The 13977-nt window shown below is 65.6% G+C and carries 14 protein-coding genes; 2 read left to right on the plus strand and 12 right to left on the minus strand.

Features of this window, described 5'->3' with window-relative positions:
- The 3 genes from OVA28_RS00005 to OVA28_RS00015 all read right to left on the minus strand — a co-directional run.
- Positions 1-517, minus strand: a 517-nt coding sequence (locus tag OVA28_RS00005) for a hypothetical protein (protein ID WP_268095271.1), incomplete at its 3' end; no start/stop codon positions are given.
- A gap of 5 nt (positions 518-522) precedes the next feature.
- A complete protein-coding gene (locus OVA28_RS00010) occupies positions 523-1539 on the minus strand; it encodes a zinc-dependent alcohol dehydrogenase (protein ID WP_268095272.1) in 1017 nt (338 codons plus the stop codon).
- Positions 1540-1922: 383 nt separating this feature from the next.
- Positions 1923-2480: a VanZ family protein gene (locus tag OVA28_RS00015; protein WP_194662806.1), complete on the minus strand. Its 558-nt coding sequence runs from the start codon at positions 2478-2480 to the stop codon at positions 1923-1925.
- Between the two features lie 383 nt (positions 2481-2863).
- Between OVA28_RS00015 and OVA28_RS00020 the strand changes: the two genes are divergently transcribed.
- Complete coding sequence (locus tag OVA28_RS00020; RefSeq protein WP_194662805.1) at positions 2864-3598, plus strand: MIP/aquaporin family protein; 735 nt, start codon at positions 2864-2866, stop codon at positions 3596-3598.
- A 168-nt stretch (positions 3599-3766) separates the two neighbouring features.
- On the opposite strand, the gene OVA28_RS00025 is transcribed toward OVA28_RS00020, so the two are convergent.
- From OVA28_RS00025 to OVA28_RS19070, 5 genes are all read right to left on the minus strand, one after another.
- The gene (locus OVA28_RS00025; RefSeq protein ID WP_326493727.1) at positions 3767-4645 is read right to left on the minus strand and encodes an AraC family transcriptional regulator; all 879 of its coding nucleotides are present in this window, start codon (positions 4643-4645) and stop codon (positions 3767-3769) included.
- A gap of 21 nt (positions 4646-4666) precedes the next feature.
- A complete protein-coding gene (locus OVA28_RS00030; protein WP_268095273.1) occupies positions 4667-5398 on the minus strand; it encodes a GAF and ANTAR domain-containing protein in 732 nt (243 codons plus the stop codon).
- A 43-nt stretch (positions 5399-5441) separates the two neighbouring features.
- Positions 5442-6197 carry a GAF domain-containing protein gene (locus OVA28_RS00035; RefSeq protein WP_268095275.1) on the minus strand — a complete coding sequence of 252 codons (756 nt, stop codon included), beginning with the start codon at positions 6195-6197 and terminating at the stop codon, positions 5442-5444.
- Positions 6198-6967: 770 nt separating this feature from the next.
- Complete coding sequence (locus tag OVA28_RS00040; RefSeq protein WP_268095276.1) at positions 6968-7705, minus strand: hypothetical protein; 738 nt, start codon at positions 7703-7705, stop codon at positions 6968-6970.
- Between the two features lie 372 nt (positions 7706-8077).
- The gene (locus OVA28_RS19070; RefSeq protein ID WP_326493719.1) at positions 8078-8323 is read right to left on the minus strand and encodes a hypothetical protein; all 246 of its coding nucleotides are present in this window, start codon (positions 8321-8323) and stop codon (positions 8078-8080) included.
- 1012 nt (positions 8324-9335) lie between these two features.
- On the opposite strand from OVA28_RS19070, the gene OVA28_RS00050 reads away from it, so the two are divergent.
- Positions 9336-10406: a BLUF domain-containing protein gene (locus OVA28_RS00050; RefSeq protein ID WP_268095277.1), complete on the plus strand. Its 1071-nt coding sequence runs from the start codon at positions 9336-9338 to the stop codon at positions 10404-10406.
- A gap of 538 nt (positions 10407-10944) precedes the next feature.
- On the opposite strand, the gene OVA28_RS00055 is transcribed toward OVA28_RS00050, so the two are convergent.
- The 4 genes from OVA28_RS00055 to OVA28_RS00070 all read right to left on the minus strand — a co-directional run bounded on the left by OVA28_RS00055 (position 10945) and on the right by OVA28_RS00070 (position 13926).
- Entirely contained in the window at positions 10945-11571 is a 627-nt protein-coding gene (locus OVA28_RS00055; RefSeq protein WP_268095279.1) for a GAF and ANTAR domain-containing protein, read from the minus strand.
- Positions 11511-12188 (minus strand): GAF domain-containing protein, encoded by a 678-nt coding sequence (locus OVA28_RS00060; protein ID WP_268095280.1) that lies wholly within the window; start codon positions 12186-12188, stop codon positions 11511-11513. The genes OVA28_RS00055 and OVA28_RS00060 overlap by 61 nt, the downstream gene beginning before the upstream one ends.
- Positions 12189-12799: 611 nt before the next feature.
- Positions 12800-13480: an RES domain-containing protein gene (locus OVA28_RS00065; protein WP_268095281.1), complete on the minus strand. Its 681-nt coding sequence runs from the start codon at positions 13478-13480 to the stop codon at positions 12800-12802.
- Between the two features lie 68 nt (positions 13481-13548).
- Positions 13549-13926: a hypothetical protein gene (locus OVA28_RS00070; RefSeq protein WP_268095282.1), complete on the minus strand. Its 378-nt coding sequence runs from the start codon at positions 13924-13926 to the stop codon at positions 13549-13551.
- Positions 13927-13977 lie beyond the last annotated feature (51 nt).

The raw sequence follows: 13977 nt of genomic DNA on the forward strand, positions 1-13977 counted from the left end.
GCAGGACCACCGCGGCGGCGATGTTCACGAGCTTCGTCGCCTCGACGAGCGGTTCCCCGTCCTTGCGCGCGGTCACCGCACCCCAGACCCCGATGCCCAGCTCCGCGAACGTCGCCGCCGCGATGACGATCGCCACCCACTGGTCGTAGTGCACGGGGTGCGCCCGCCCGACGAGCATCGGCGCGCTGCACCCGACGAACACGACCGACATCGCGGTCATCGCACCCCCGATCCGCCGGTGGCCGGCCTGCCGGAACCGCATCCGATCGCCGTTCGCCGCATCGAACGCGAACGACAGCCGGTGCCGACGGACGGCCCAGACCTTCGCGGCCGCGACCCCGAGCGTGAAGACCACGGTCGCGGCGAGGAACAACGAGGGGGCCGCGCAGAACAGGACGACCTTCCACCCCGCCATCACGAGGCTGCTCGGCACCGACAGCACGGCGAGCACGAGCCCGCGCCGCGGCCGGTCCCGCCACACCGTGACGGCGTACTGCACGGTGACCTTTCTGGTCACCGGCATCAGTCGAACGTGACGACAACCTTGTCGGCCGTCCCGGGGGTCGCCGCAACCCGGAGGGCCTCGAGCACGTCGCTCGCCGGGAAGACGTCGCTGACGATCTGCGCGTACGCCTCGGGGTTCGCGATGATGTGCTTGGTGACGTCAAAGATCTCGGTCGGGTACCCCATGGCGGTCACGATCGTCGGCTCGACGGCCAGCAGGTCACCGAAGTCGACCTCCACGGGCCGCTTGTGCACGGCCACGATGCCGATCGTCGCGCGGTGCTTCGCCAGGCGCAACGCCGTCTGCACGGTGGCGGGGACCCCGGCGGCGTCGAGCCAGACGTCGGTGCCGGACTTGCCGCCGTGCCCGACGCCGTCGCGCGCTCCGCCGTGCAGGGCGATCAACCGCTCGTCGAGCGGCTCGTCCGCCGAGTTCACGACGGCATCGGCTCCGACGAGCAGGGCCTTCTCGAGTCGCGAGGGGATCACGTCGACGACGACCACGTGCCCGACGCCGAGCGCCTTGTAGCTGATCACAGCGCCCAGCCCGATCGGGCCGGCACCGAACACGACGATTGTGTCGCCCGGCTGTGGCGCAGTCCGATTCACGGCGTGCAGGGAGACCGCCATCGGTTCGTTGAGCGCGGCCACCTGCCAGGGCAGGTCCTTTGGGACGATCGCGACGCTGGTGCCGAGCACGGCTTGCTCGACGAGCAGGAACTCGGACAGCCCGCCGGTGGGGCCGCCGTTACCGATGATCCCGCGTGGGTCGCCCATCGGGTTCACCACCACGTGGTCGCCGACGGCGATGCCCTCGACCGCGTCGCCGACGACGGCCACCTCGCCGGCGACCTCGTGTCCGAGGGGCGTGTGCCCCTCGCGCGGCGGGATGCCGCCGCGTGCAGCGTAGAAGGCGTCGGAACCGCAGACCCCGCACGCCTTGACGGCGATCAGGACGTCGGCGGGGCCGACCTCGGGGACGGGCTCGTCGCGGATCTCGACGGATCCTGGGCTGGTGACGACGACGGTGCGCATGGTTCTCCTCTGGTCGGAGCACGGGTGGCTCGGGACGCAACCATTTGACCGCGACGGCGACCCGCCGGCGTACTGCGATCGTGGTACCACGACGTCGTCGGACGGACGGCGCGCGATCTCTGATGAATTCGAACTAGGAAGAGACCTGGAGCACTTTCCTGCCTACCGCATGATTCAACGAATGTCACTGCGATCGAAAGGCTGGCGACAACCTTGGTCGCCATGAACGCAACCCCTACCGCAGTAATCAAATCTCGCGCGAGGATGAGTGCAGAAATCCCGTCCGGGCCTCGTTCGCTCGACCATGACCGTCCCGGTCTCGGTCCCGAATGTGTGGATAGTTGCGCAAGCGGGTGTCAACCTGATATTGAACAAGGCGACCGTCATCGCACTGTGGCGACGTGCTCACTGTTTGGGAGAAGCCGTGCAAGCGGCTCGCTGCTCCGAAAAACTCGATAGACGGCATAGCCGATCGCCACACCCAGGACGTTCGCGATGACGTCGTTCACGTCGGCCAGGCGTCCACCAGAGAGCAAGCGCACATCCGCGTACTGCAACACCTCGATGCTCACGCTGACGACCAGGCCAACGAGAAGCACTGCGCGAAGGGTCCGCCGCTTCGTCAGTGCCGGAACGAGGAACCCGAGCGGCGCGGTGAGCAGGACGTTCTCGGCGAAACCTATGGGATCGATTGTGACAATCGGCTCCCAGTTGATCGAGTTCCACCAGGTGGAGGAACCCGTGAGCTCGTCGATCTTCACCTGGAACGGGAAGAACGTAAGCGCGACCAGGGCCGTGAGGTAGGCGATCACGAGCACACGCCACATCGCGAGACCCAGCGGTGCACCACGCCGCCATGACACCATTACGGTGACCAATGTTACGACTGCAGCCACTGGGAGAAGCGACAACGTTGGGAGGATGAAAAAGACGTCAGGCACGGGTGCGGTCCTTCGAGAAGTTGAGAGCAGGAAAACCGGGCCCTTCAAACATTATGAACCGCGACCACATTCGACATCCTCGCCAAGGACCACTCACATCGGTCCCGAGGATGAAGCTCGTTCGTCCAGACACACCCTCCTCGCGCAGTACCGCCCGCGGCGCGGAGTGGGGACCCGGCGACGATGTGTCAGTGGGCGAGGCAAGTTGAAGGGCCGACCGAAGCAGGGCCTCCGCCATCGGAATGGCGCCTGGGCAGGACTCCCCGGCTAGTGCTGCCATGAGATGATCGTCTGGTCAGGCAGCGCAGCTCAGGCACCCCACTGTCCGTCACCGCTCCAAGGATCTTCATGCCCGCAGCATCGTCACCGTTCCCGGGCGCTCTGTGATCTCCCACACCGGAATCTTCCTTTCGGAGACGCTCGGTACCGGGATCATGATCTTCCTCGGTCTCAGTACATCGATGCAGGGATGGTTCCGGCGCCAGGGTGCGGCCGCAGGTGCTGCCGGCTGGGCTCTCGCGGTCTTCACCGGCGCGAGCGTCGCCGATGCCAGCGGTGCACATCTGAATCCAGCGATTACGCTCGCGCAAGCTCTGGCGGGGCGGGTGGATTGGGTCGATGTGCCCGCCTACCTGGCCGGCGAGGGCACGGGCACACTCGTTGGCGCGGTCCTGGCCGCGTTTGTTTTCCATCACGACGTCCTCGGGGAGCGGAACAACGATCACCTCGTCGGGCTGTTCGCGACCTTGCCCCTCCGGCCAGGTCACGTCCGAAACGTCACGACAGAAGCGCTCGCTTCCGGAGTCTTGGTGGCGTTTGTGCTCTGCTCACCGTCCGCATCCGTCCATGACGGGGTGTATCACTTCGGCAACGAGGGCCTCGGGTACGCCGCTGTCGCCATGGTCATCTTCGTCCTCACCATCGGTGCGGGCGGTCCAACGTCTGCGGCTATGAACCCTTTTCGGGACCTCGGACCCCGCGTTGTCTACACGATCATTTACCGCGGCAGTGGGATGCCGTCAGCCCGCTGGGACTACGCCTGGGTTCCCATCGCTGGACCCCTGATCGGGTCCGGCCTCGGCGTCATGGCGAGCCTCCTGCTCTCAGCAGATGGGTGAGGTTCGAACCGTCCTGACACGGCGGGTCCACGCCCCTCTTCAACTCAAAATTGGCCAAAGCATCGGACGCTCGAGCACGGCGGCGGTCAGGCGCTGGCCGTCACTACCTCTGGCCCGACTGTTGTCCTGGGCGATAAGACGGGCTTTCCGTCTCAAGGGCATCAGGCATCAGGCATCAGTCGGACGAGCTGCGCTTCCACTTGCGGGAGCGATGTCAGCGACCGTGTCTGTCCAGGGCGTCGCGGTTTGCAAGTCCAGCCGCGCCTGGTCGAGGCGTACCTCTCGGATGTAGACCATGGGGGATCGCTGGAGGTGCCGGCGGAAGGACTCTTGCACCCCGCGAACGCTGATGTCGGCTGCGGCCGCGATGTCGCCGACCGTGATCGGTTTGTGTGCGTGTGCGTGCGCGTATCGCATTGCGGCGACGAAGCGTGCGTCGGATTGGCTTCTGATTGGCACGCGGACGAGGTCGGGGTTCAGTGGGTAGAGCTGGAGGAGCGCTTTCGCAACGTCGCGTTTGCCCGTTGACCAAGCTGACGACGCGGGGCCCTTCATGCGGAACGTTTTGACCGCGGCGGTGACGCTGGCGGCCCACTGAGTGATGGCGGTCTCGGTCGGCGGGATGTGTGTCTGGAAGCTGAGGGGCCTGCCCACGAGGGAGGTGTCAGCGGTGACACTGCGGAGCAGATCCTCATCGATGTGAACGAGGCGTTGGTCGACGTCGTTGAGTTCGATCTGGAACGGTTGGCCTGAGGGAAAGATGATCGGCGGCGAGCCCGGTTGCGTTGTGATTGTCTCGCCACCGAAGCTGAGGCGAGCGCGCCCCCGCGTCACCCACTGGGCGATGACGCCGTCCCCGGCTTCGAGGGTTCCGCGCAGGTACCCGTCAAGCTGGAGCCGGCGCAGTTGGAGGCGTTGATCGCCGATGCCAACGTATTGGAATCCGAAGTCCATGGATCCGGGTCGGCAGTGCAGGTCGTTCCCTCCATAGAGCTGACCGAGCAGCTCGACCGCGGCGGCAGGAGCGTGTCCCGAGTGGGAAATCAGCGGGGACCTGTTCGCGGTTTCTCAGCGTTGTGCGTCATCGCCGGACTTCGTGACGTGCGGCTGCATAGCCGGGATGGTGATGCGGCGATTGACGACGTGCCGGGCGGTGTCGGCGATGCGCGCCTGTTGTGAGCGTGCGTAGGAGCGGAGCATGTCGAATGCGGTGTCGAGATCGATTCGGTGCGTGTGCGCTAAGAACCCCTTGGCTTGCTCGATGGCGACGCGGCTGTCGAGGGCGTGCTGGAGCTGCGTTTGGACGAGGACGGCATGTTCTGTGGTGCGCTGCTGGAGGATGCTGATCGTCGCGACGTCCGTGAGCGCCCGCGCTGCGATGGCGTCCGTGGCGTTCAGCGCGCCGTTCGTCTCACGGAAGAGGTTCATCGACCCGAGCGTGTTGTTTCGGAGCCGGAGTGGGATGGAGTGCACGGAGGCGTACCCCAGTTGTGCTGACGCGGCCGCGAAGAGCGGCCACCTGCGTTGCATCTCCTCTGGGTTTTCCACGGTCACCGTCTCACCGGTGACGAACGCTTCCACGCAGGGCCCCTCGCCGGCTTCGAGCTGTAGGAGACCGATGAAGCTGCTGCGTTCGCTGGTGGACGCGACGACCTCGAGCTCCTGCTGCGGATTGGCGAGGAGGATCCCCGCCGCCTGGGCATCGAAAAGCTCGGCTGCGTTGTCGACCAGGGTCTGCAGGAGTTCGACGATGTCGTAATCGGAGACGAGACTGTCGGTGAGCGTGACGAACGCATCCACGAGCTGGTGCTCTCGAGTTCGTGTCATGGCGGTTTTTCCTTTCCTAGGAACTGACGTCGGAGCGGTCGGTGAAATCCACGTTCCGCGCGATGATGTCAGCGGACAGGTCGCGGACAGAACGTCCGGCACTGTGCGCATACGCCCGGAGCAGGAGCAGAGCATCGGCAGCGGTCGTACCCGTCTGCGCGGCGAGCATGCCGGAGGCCTGATACACCTCGCGGCGGGAGTAACGGCCCTCGCTTTGTTGACGCTCGTCGCTGGACCCTCCGGCCTGCACGAGCGCTCTGTGCAACACGTGCCGGGCCACGACGTGGACGAGCGCCGTCGCGTCGCGCACGGCGGTCGCCGGGAGCGCGACAGACGTTTGGTCGTAGAGATCCACCGCTCCGACATTGAGGGTGCCGACGCGCATGGGGAACGCGAACACTGCGCCGAGCCCTGTTTCACGCAGCGCACGCGATGCCATCGGCCAGTTCGGCGATGTTGCGGTCTGCACGTTTGGCTCCAGAACCGGAACGCCGGTCAGCATCGCTTCCCAGCACGGGCCTTCACCGAGGTCCAGCTGGATCTCATCCAGTTCCGCTGCTGCCGCGTCGCTCGCACACACAGTCTCGGAACCGAAGGGATCACCGAGTGTGGATATTGCGACACCGGTGACGGGAAGCGCCGAAAGGAACGGACCGCACAGATCGTCACCGATCCCCGCGCGTTGCAACGACGCGATCGCATCGACGAAGCCACCGCCGGTCATGAATAAGACCACGGCTGGCGGCGCCGATCGTAGCTGTTCTGCGGACATCGAACGCTCATGGCAGACCTCCGGTTCGGAGAGCAGTGCAGAGGTCTGGGCAAGCCGCTCGGACGGGACGTTACACCGATTGACTATCCACGTCGCGCTATGAGGACGGTCCGGGTCAGGGGGTTGTGGTCGAAGGGAGACGGCCCTATCGTTACGCCCACGCTGCCCCAGCCCCTGGCCGCCGGAACATCCACACTGCGATGTCCGATGACGAGCGAGGGACGATCTTGCACGAGCAGTACTCGGCGCTTTCTCGCGAAGTCACCCCGAACCACCGGTCGGGCTGTGACCCGAACGCACGCCCGGCCGGTCCAAATTTCTTCGTTCGTGCTCCGCAGTATTGCTTCCCGGCACGAAGGTAGGACGCTGAACCCTCGGCCGACTTCAGGTCCCCGTCACGTTCTGCCGCCAAACCAAGGGAACGGTGCAATGACGACCTGCTACCTAACTGTGCTGTGTCGCGAGGTTCGGCACTACGTCGCCATCCGGCACCCACAGGGGCCGGCAACGGTGAAACCCCCGAACCACACCCCATCTACAGACTTCCAATGAAGCACTCAAGCGTGTCCGTGATCTCGGCACATGGGTCCGAGTGCCATCGAGACACCCCGAGCAGACGGACAGGGCGACGGGATCCGGGAGGTCCCGTGGTTCGCATTGCCGTGATCCGCGCAGGCATTCCATGACGAGCTTGCTGGTCCAGCGACGGATCGGCTGTCGGACAGTCGTCTCCGCCGGTTCGGCATCGGCTGCCTCCTTTTTGGTCCGTGTCAGTTCGGGTCGGGCAGGTTCCGGGCGAGGTGCGCGGCCCAGATGTCGTATGTGTTGCTGTAGCGCTTCTGGTCTGACTCTGGACGCCACAGTGAGCGGGTCAGTTCCTCGGGGAACGAGACGCAGACGGCCTGAGAGTGGTCTTCAGCCGCGATGTCGGTGCGTCGGTTCAACGCGCTCCCATGACGACCCGCGGCGACCCGTGCCGGCCGGGAAAGACTGCCTGCGTTATCAAGCGGCGGGATGTGAGCGAGCAGGATCCGCGCGTCGGCAGCCAGCATCGTGGTGAGTGTCGTGAGGGTGTCCCGGATTCCTTGCTCCCAGATTGCTGGACGCACAACGCGCAGCGCGTCCGTGATCCCCACGACCACGACCACAATGTCGGCCCTGCGAATCGCGTCCTCACTCGCCGCGAGGACGGAGGGAGCGTCGGCGAGTCGCGCGTTCGGGAACGGCTCGATGCTCCACTTGACGCCTCGCCCGGACGCAGCGTGGTGGTGTCGGGCGAAGTACGCCGCCATCGACAGCTGATGCGTGCGGACTCCCAGGCTTATCTGACCGGCCTCGCCGAGGAACAACACCCGGTCCACGTCGGAGCCGGGGACCGTGCCATGTCGTTTATCGTCGGGGTAGATGTCTCCCATCGAATCCGCACGTCGGAAGAAAAATTCGATGGTGCGGGCGAGGCGGGTTGGGGCCCGGATGACGTGGTCGAGGGTGCGGGCGATTGCGCTCATCGGGGTCCTGATAGTTCGGAACCCTCGAGGTGGGCGCGACCGCGGTTCACGACTCCCGTCGGTCCGGGAATGAACGGACGGTGAGTGGTCGAGGCTGACGCGACTGAGGGTGCGCTAGTGGGTGGGATGCGGCTACCGGGGTCTGGGGTAGCCGCACATCAACGTAGGCAACGACTGCGGCTATTGCAACAGCAACACGGCGTGCGCTGTGACGTCTACCGCCCGAAGAAGGGCTTACGGCGGACAGTGCACCTCAAGCACCCCCACCCGGACACCGGCGATGCGATCCAAGTTCGAGTATCTCGAGTCGGCGGCGCCGGCACCCTCGGTGGCTCATGAAGGTGTTGCTGACCGACCTAGACCGGACCTGGATCAGCGCGTCGGCTGGCTGCTTGCAGTCGACAGGACGCAGGTCGACGGCTTCACGCTCGAGACCGGTTCGAGGTCGACCTGATCCGGGCTCGTATCCGTGAGGGCATGGCGACCGCGAAGGCAGCCGGCAAGCTCCGCGGCGGCAAGCCCAGGCTCAACAAGGCGCAAGAGAAGCACCTGGTCGAGCTGCACCGTGCCGGCACCCACACCACCAGCGACCTCGCCGAGCTGCTTGGATTCGCGCACCCACGACCGTCTACCGGGCCGTTCACCGCGCCGATCTCAACTGAGAACCGCCTCGGTTCTCAGTTAGCCATCCGTCGCTGATTCGCTTCGAGCGCCGAAGACACGGCGTACTCTGCCCTCGCGATGAGGCCGGTTCGAGCAAGCTCCTGACCTCGTCAGGGCGGTCCGACAGGGCTTGCCTAGAGCGGACGGGGTCAAAGCTCAGACCCCGTCCGCTCCCTCGTCTAGGTTCGGACCACGCATCCCGGACCGGTTCTCGCGAAGCAACGCTGACGAGTCTCGAGACGGGAAAACGTTCGCTTCGGACAGTATCTCGAACAGATCGGGCATACGACTTTCCGCCGACGCCGGTGCTTGATCGCCCCGGCGGAACCGGCGACGGAGTCCCGCCATCGTCTCGATCGTTACCGGCGCAACTGACGGCCCTCGCTCGTACCGTGATGTGTTGATGCTGACCTCCCAAAACTGGCCCCGATACTGCCCTGAACCGTGCGACCCGGTCGCCACGTAGCGCAGAACGGTGCCTGGGGATTACCCGCCACGTGGTGTCTGATTCGCCTGTTGGCGACTGCATGGGCGGCGCGGAACTTCGGAAGCCCTCGTATCGCGTGCAAACCGCGCATCGCGGGGGGGGGTTCTGCATCGTAAAGAGAGGTGCGACGCGATGCGTCACACCTCTCCGAGCGGTATCTCCCACCGATCAGGAAGGGGGCCGCTCTGACCGGTAACCAACCGGCTGCTCAAAGTTTCGCCGGTTCATCCAGATCGTGCAACACGTGTCGCATCGCAGCGCTCGATGTCTACCGTGGTACCTCGGCATAGAACGTCAGCGTTTCGAAGGCTGCGAGGCGACGGACTCAGGGAACCTGACCCGCGCCCGCGTGAACAGCAGTCTGACCGCAACACGTACCACAGGGCCGCACTCGTCCGCCCTTCGATCGCCAGGATGGGAACACCCGAAGGTGGGGTTGTGGCTCGTGTGGACATGCGTATTGACTCTGTCGAAGCCCGGGTGGACTACGAACAGGGAGAAGGCAGTATGCGATCGCTCGTCTACACCAGCACGCAGACACGTCCGATCACGGACTCGGAACTGGCCCAGATCCTCGCTGTCGGTCGCGAGAAGAACACGCGGCTGGGCGTCACTGGAATGCTCGCGCACAAGGAGGACAACTGCATCGGCGTGCTCGAGGGCGACGACGACGTCGTCCGCAGCCGGTTCGAGCAGGTCCGAGCTGACCCACGACACACGAACGTGCGCCTCCTGCTCGACGAACCCATCCAGCGGCGGTCGTTTCCGGACTGGTCGATGGCGTTTCAGTCCCTCGACCCACTCATGCGCGACGTCCCTGGTTTCAGCGATTTGTTCGCCGTCGCTCGTCCTTCCGACCCCTCGTTCGGTGCGTCCCGAGCACGAGGGCTGCTGGACTGGTTCCGGAAGCACCCACTGGCACCACTGACAAACCAGCAAGCGATCAATGAGGAAGCCCCGAAGACGCGGGTCATCAACGGTGCGATCGCCGCGATTCACGACGATGGAGTCTCACGCTTCTCGATCGAGGCTGTCGTAGATCGCAGCGGAATGAGCGTCGACCTGATCAGTGCGCTCTTCCCGTCCACACACGCACTGCTCGCAGCGACCGTGATGCGCTGGACGCGGGCCGTGTCGGCACCACTGCTGCCCCTGGCGGCGGAGAAAGGAACCGTCGCCTACCTCCATGCCCTGCTGGCGGCCCACCGGGAGGAACCCGCGCTGATGCGGCTGATCGCATCAACGCTCGGCGTATCGACCGACCCGTCCGCGGACGGATCGGACTACTACCGGTCGGCCTACCTGCAGTTCCGGGAAGTGGTCCGCGCCGCTCTCACCGAGGACGTACGAACGGGGAGGGAGCCGGCCACGATGGACCCGATGCGGGCTGCCCAGCAGCTCCTCGCCCTCTACGACGGACTCCGACTGCAATCACTCCTGACCAGCGACACTGACGTCGTCGACGCGTTCGACCGCGCAGCGACACGGATGCGGCGCGGCTGGTCGGAACAGTACGAACAACCCACCTACTGGGACATCCCAGTCGCCTAGCACGCCGCAACGAACACGCCGCTGTACTGCGATGCAATCGGCTTCGTCTCCACTGCAGGCGGGCCTCGCCGGAGCTGGTCACCTGAACGTTGGGATGTCCCGGGGTGGAGCGGTAGGTGGTGCCACTCAAGACGTTGGCAGCGTAAACGGCAATCCGATCGCTGGCAGCCGACGCGGCTTGAGCGCGGGCGCCGGTTGCTGACGAAGTCCTGGTCTGTCGGCTGGGTCTGCTGCCCGGGCTTGTGTGCTTCTGCCGGCATGAGCCGCGGTGGGGGAGCAGGAGCAGGAGCGAGCGCGACCGCAGACGGGCCGCACTGGAGCCTGCCTGTGAGTATCTCGGCCGCGCCGTCGTTGTCGCGTGACAGGGCGCGACACCGGCGCGCTTGCTTTCTCACGATGGTTAGCGGCCGACACACGCGATCACCCTGTCGGCATAACGAGGTGAGTAGCTCGTGGCGCTACGGCAGACGCTGGCGACTGCCACCGGCAGCGGCAGCCTGGGCGTAGCTGCCCGGGAACGTTGGGGGCAGCTTCTGCCTCATGCGCGTTCGCCGCTCCGGTCCTCGCGGAGAGCAGTCTCGCCGGCGGTTGCCGCCGAGACTGCGGCCGTGGGGATAACGAGGACTCGATCGATGACGTCGCGGGCGACGACGGCGATTCGGGACTGGTGGGCGCGGGCGTGGGAACGGAGCAGCGTGAACGCGGCGTCGAGGTCGATCCGGTGTGTGTGAGCGAGGTAGCCCTTGGCCTGCTCGATGACAACTCGGCTGTCCAGCGCGTGTTGCAACTGTGTCTGTACCAGCACGGCGTGTTCAGCGGTGCGCTGTTGCAGGATGCTGATCGTCGCGACATCTGTGAGCGCGCGGAGGGCGATCGCGTCCTCTTCGTTGAGCGCGCCCTCGGTTTCGCGGAACAGGTTCATGGAACCGAGCGTCGTCGCTCGAAGTCGAAGGGGCACTGAGTAGACGGCGGCATAGCCAAGGTCCGCGGACGCCGCGGCAAAGTACGGCCAGCGGCGCTGCATCTCCTCGCGATCGTGGACCGAGACCGTCTGCCCGGTCGTGAACGCCTCTATACACGGGCCTTCGCCGGCGTCGAGCTGCATCAGGCCGATGAAGTTGCTGCGCTCGCTGGTCGAGGCGATAATCTCGAGCTTGTGTTGCACGCGAACGCACGCAGTAGGAGCAGCGCGTCGTCGACGTTGACGCCCGCTTGCGCGGCGAGCATCCCGGAGGCTTGGTGCACCGCCCGGCGGGAGTACCGGCCCGCCTCTTGTTCCTGTGCCGGGTCGGCGCTCTCGGCGCGTACCAGGGCGCGGCGCAGCACGAATCTGGCTACAAGGTCCGTCATGACCCTTGCGTACTGGACGGCGGCAGCTGGGAACGCGACAGCGTTTCGGTCGTACATGTCCACTGCCCCGATGCTGAGCGCGCCGACGTGCATCGGGAAGGCGAACACCGACCCCACGTGCGTCTCGCGCATCGCCATGAGCGCGATCGGCCAGCGTGCTGATCCCGCCGTCTGCAGCCGCGGTTCGAGGACTGGTGCCCGGGAGCGCATTGCCTCCCAGGCGGGTCCCTCGCCCAGATCGATCTGGATCTCGTCCCATCGCGCAGCGGGGGCGCCGCTGGCGGTCACGGTTTCTGAACCGAAGGGATCGCCGAGAGTGGAGATGGCGGCATGGCGCACCGGGAACACGGACAGGAACGGCTCACACAGATCACCGTCACCGCTTGCCCGCTGCAGAGCGGCGACTGCGGCTGGGAAGCCGCCGCCGCTCATGGCCGTGCTTCGCGAGACGACGGGCTGTGAGCCGCTGGGTTCGGTGATGAGTGCATGACGGACCTCCAAGTCAGAGCGAGGTGCGGAGGTCCAGGCAAGCCACTCAACGCGGACGATACACGTACGACACAGCCTCAGCGTCCAGACGCAAGCAAATGTGTTCCGACCTTGCGCTGGGGCGGCACGCCGCTCTAGCGTTGCGGACACGCTGCCCCAGCCCCTGGTCGCCGGAACCTCGTTACTTTCGTTGACGAACCGGAAGCGACTCCGACAGGCAGCATCTCGCGCGTCAGCGCTCGGCTGCCTTGTGCTGCCGGTCGGGCGGCGACCCGAACTCTTGCCCGACCGACAGTCCTCACTGCAGCAGTGGCACGGTGCTTGGCTTCAGCATCGCCACCAACGCGCCCCTGACTGCTCGCGGCGTGCGCTCGGCCCTGCTACACGCTCGGGGGAGGGCGATAGACCGGCCCAGAGGCGAGCAGCGACTAAGCCTCATTCCGCCAATCTGACATAAGGTACATTATCGGCAAGCGTTCGAATCTAGAGAGAGTGGCTGTGGGCAGCTGCCGATACTCGGACTTACGCCACTTGCTCGATAGACGGCCGCGCTTTCAGAACGCGCGAATCCCGAACCGCCGAGTGACTGTGACCAAATCGGGATCGTGCACTTCGATCGGGGCCGTATTCGTGACTGCGAGGTGCCCGTGTGCGCGGTCGAGCCAGACCGCTCGGCACCAGGATTCTCCGTGCTTGCTCCCGAAATGGATGCCCATCGGGTGGGTGCCGTCGTCGAGGCGGGCGTCGTGGACAATGTCCGCGATCGCGGTTGTGAGCGCGCGGTCTTCACCGCGCAATGCCGCCGTGGTGAAGGCGTCGTAACCACCGACGAGCAGCTGCGTTCGAAGGCTCGGCTCGAGCGCACTGATCGAGTCGGGGTGCTCGACGTCGACGAACCAACCCGTCGACGGGTGCTGGATCTTGAGCAGGGTGCGATCCTCCCGCCAGGAACGCGGGAGCGTCCCGGTCTGCATGAAGGACCTCTCCTCCCACTCTGCGCCAACATCGGCGAGGAACTCCTCAAGGGTGAGACTCAGCGCTGCTGCGTCTGCCTCTAGGGCACTCCCGGTCCCGAGAGGCAACTTGAAGCCCGCTAACACCTCGGCGAGAGCCCCGGTGCGAAGGGATGCGGTGTACAGCGTGCTGGTATCGACAGCGTCATAACGACCCCAGCTGGAACGTTCAGTTTCGTGTCGGAGCGGTGCAGAGATCTCGGGGTAGGTGTTCTTCGCCACGCGGTGCCCGACGTCGCCGGCACAAGGGATTAGACGCAGCCCGGTCGCGGTGCAGGTGCGCGCGTCTCTCACGCGTCGACGGTGCCATCGATGAACGACTGGACGGCGCGGCCGAGCTGAGCGGCGTCATCTTCACGGACTGCGGAGAGGGGGGTGCGTTCGCCGAGGAAAGGGTTGGCGCCAATGAACCAGGCACGCGCGACGTGCGCGCCCTCGTGCTCGGCAACGACGCTCCAAGTACGGGCCATCAGGCGGAGCCGTCGTTCAAAATCAGCGCCTGGGCGGGGGCCGTCGTCCTTGGCCCATTTGATTGGAAGCTTGCGGTCCTTGCTTCCGGTCGCCGCGGCAACGAGGGTGGGACCAAGCACACGGTTGAGGTCGCGGACGAGTTCGTGGATGTTGAGCCGAGTTACACGACCGTGCTGCACCTCTGTTGCTACCGTCATGACCCCAGTATTACACCCTTGCGATTTGCTTCACCAGGGGCAGTCCAACCG

It is taken from the genome of Curtobacterium sp. SL109 (genome assembly GCF_026672405.1).
GTDB lineage: Bacteria > Actinomycetota > Actinomycetes > Actinomycetales > Microbacteriaceae > Curtobacterium.

Excerpts from the sequence above, each read along its gene's own strand:
- OVA28_RS00010 (WP_268095272.1), bottom strand. The coding sequence starts at position 1,539 with ATGCGCACCGTCGTCGTCACCAGCCCAGGATCCGTCGAGATCCGCGAC.
- OVA28_RS00035 (WP_268095275.1), bottom strand. The coding sequence starts at position 6,197 with ATGTCCGCAGAACAGCTACGATCGGCGCCGCCAGCCGTGGTCTTATTC.
- OVA28_RS00040 (WP_268095276.1), bottom strand. The coding sequence starts at position 7,705 with ATGAGCGCAATCGCCCGCACCCTCGACCACGTCATCCGGGCCCCAACC.
- OVA28_RS00060 (WP_268095280.1), bottom strand. The coding sequence starts at position 12,188 with ATGAGCGGCGGCGGCTTCCCAGCCGCAGTCGCCGCTCTGCAGCGGGCA.
- OVA28_RS00070 (WP_268095282.1), bottom strand. The coding sequence starts at position 13,926 with ATGACGGTAGCAACAGAGGTGCAGCACGGTCGTGTAACTCGGCTCAAC.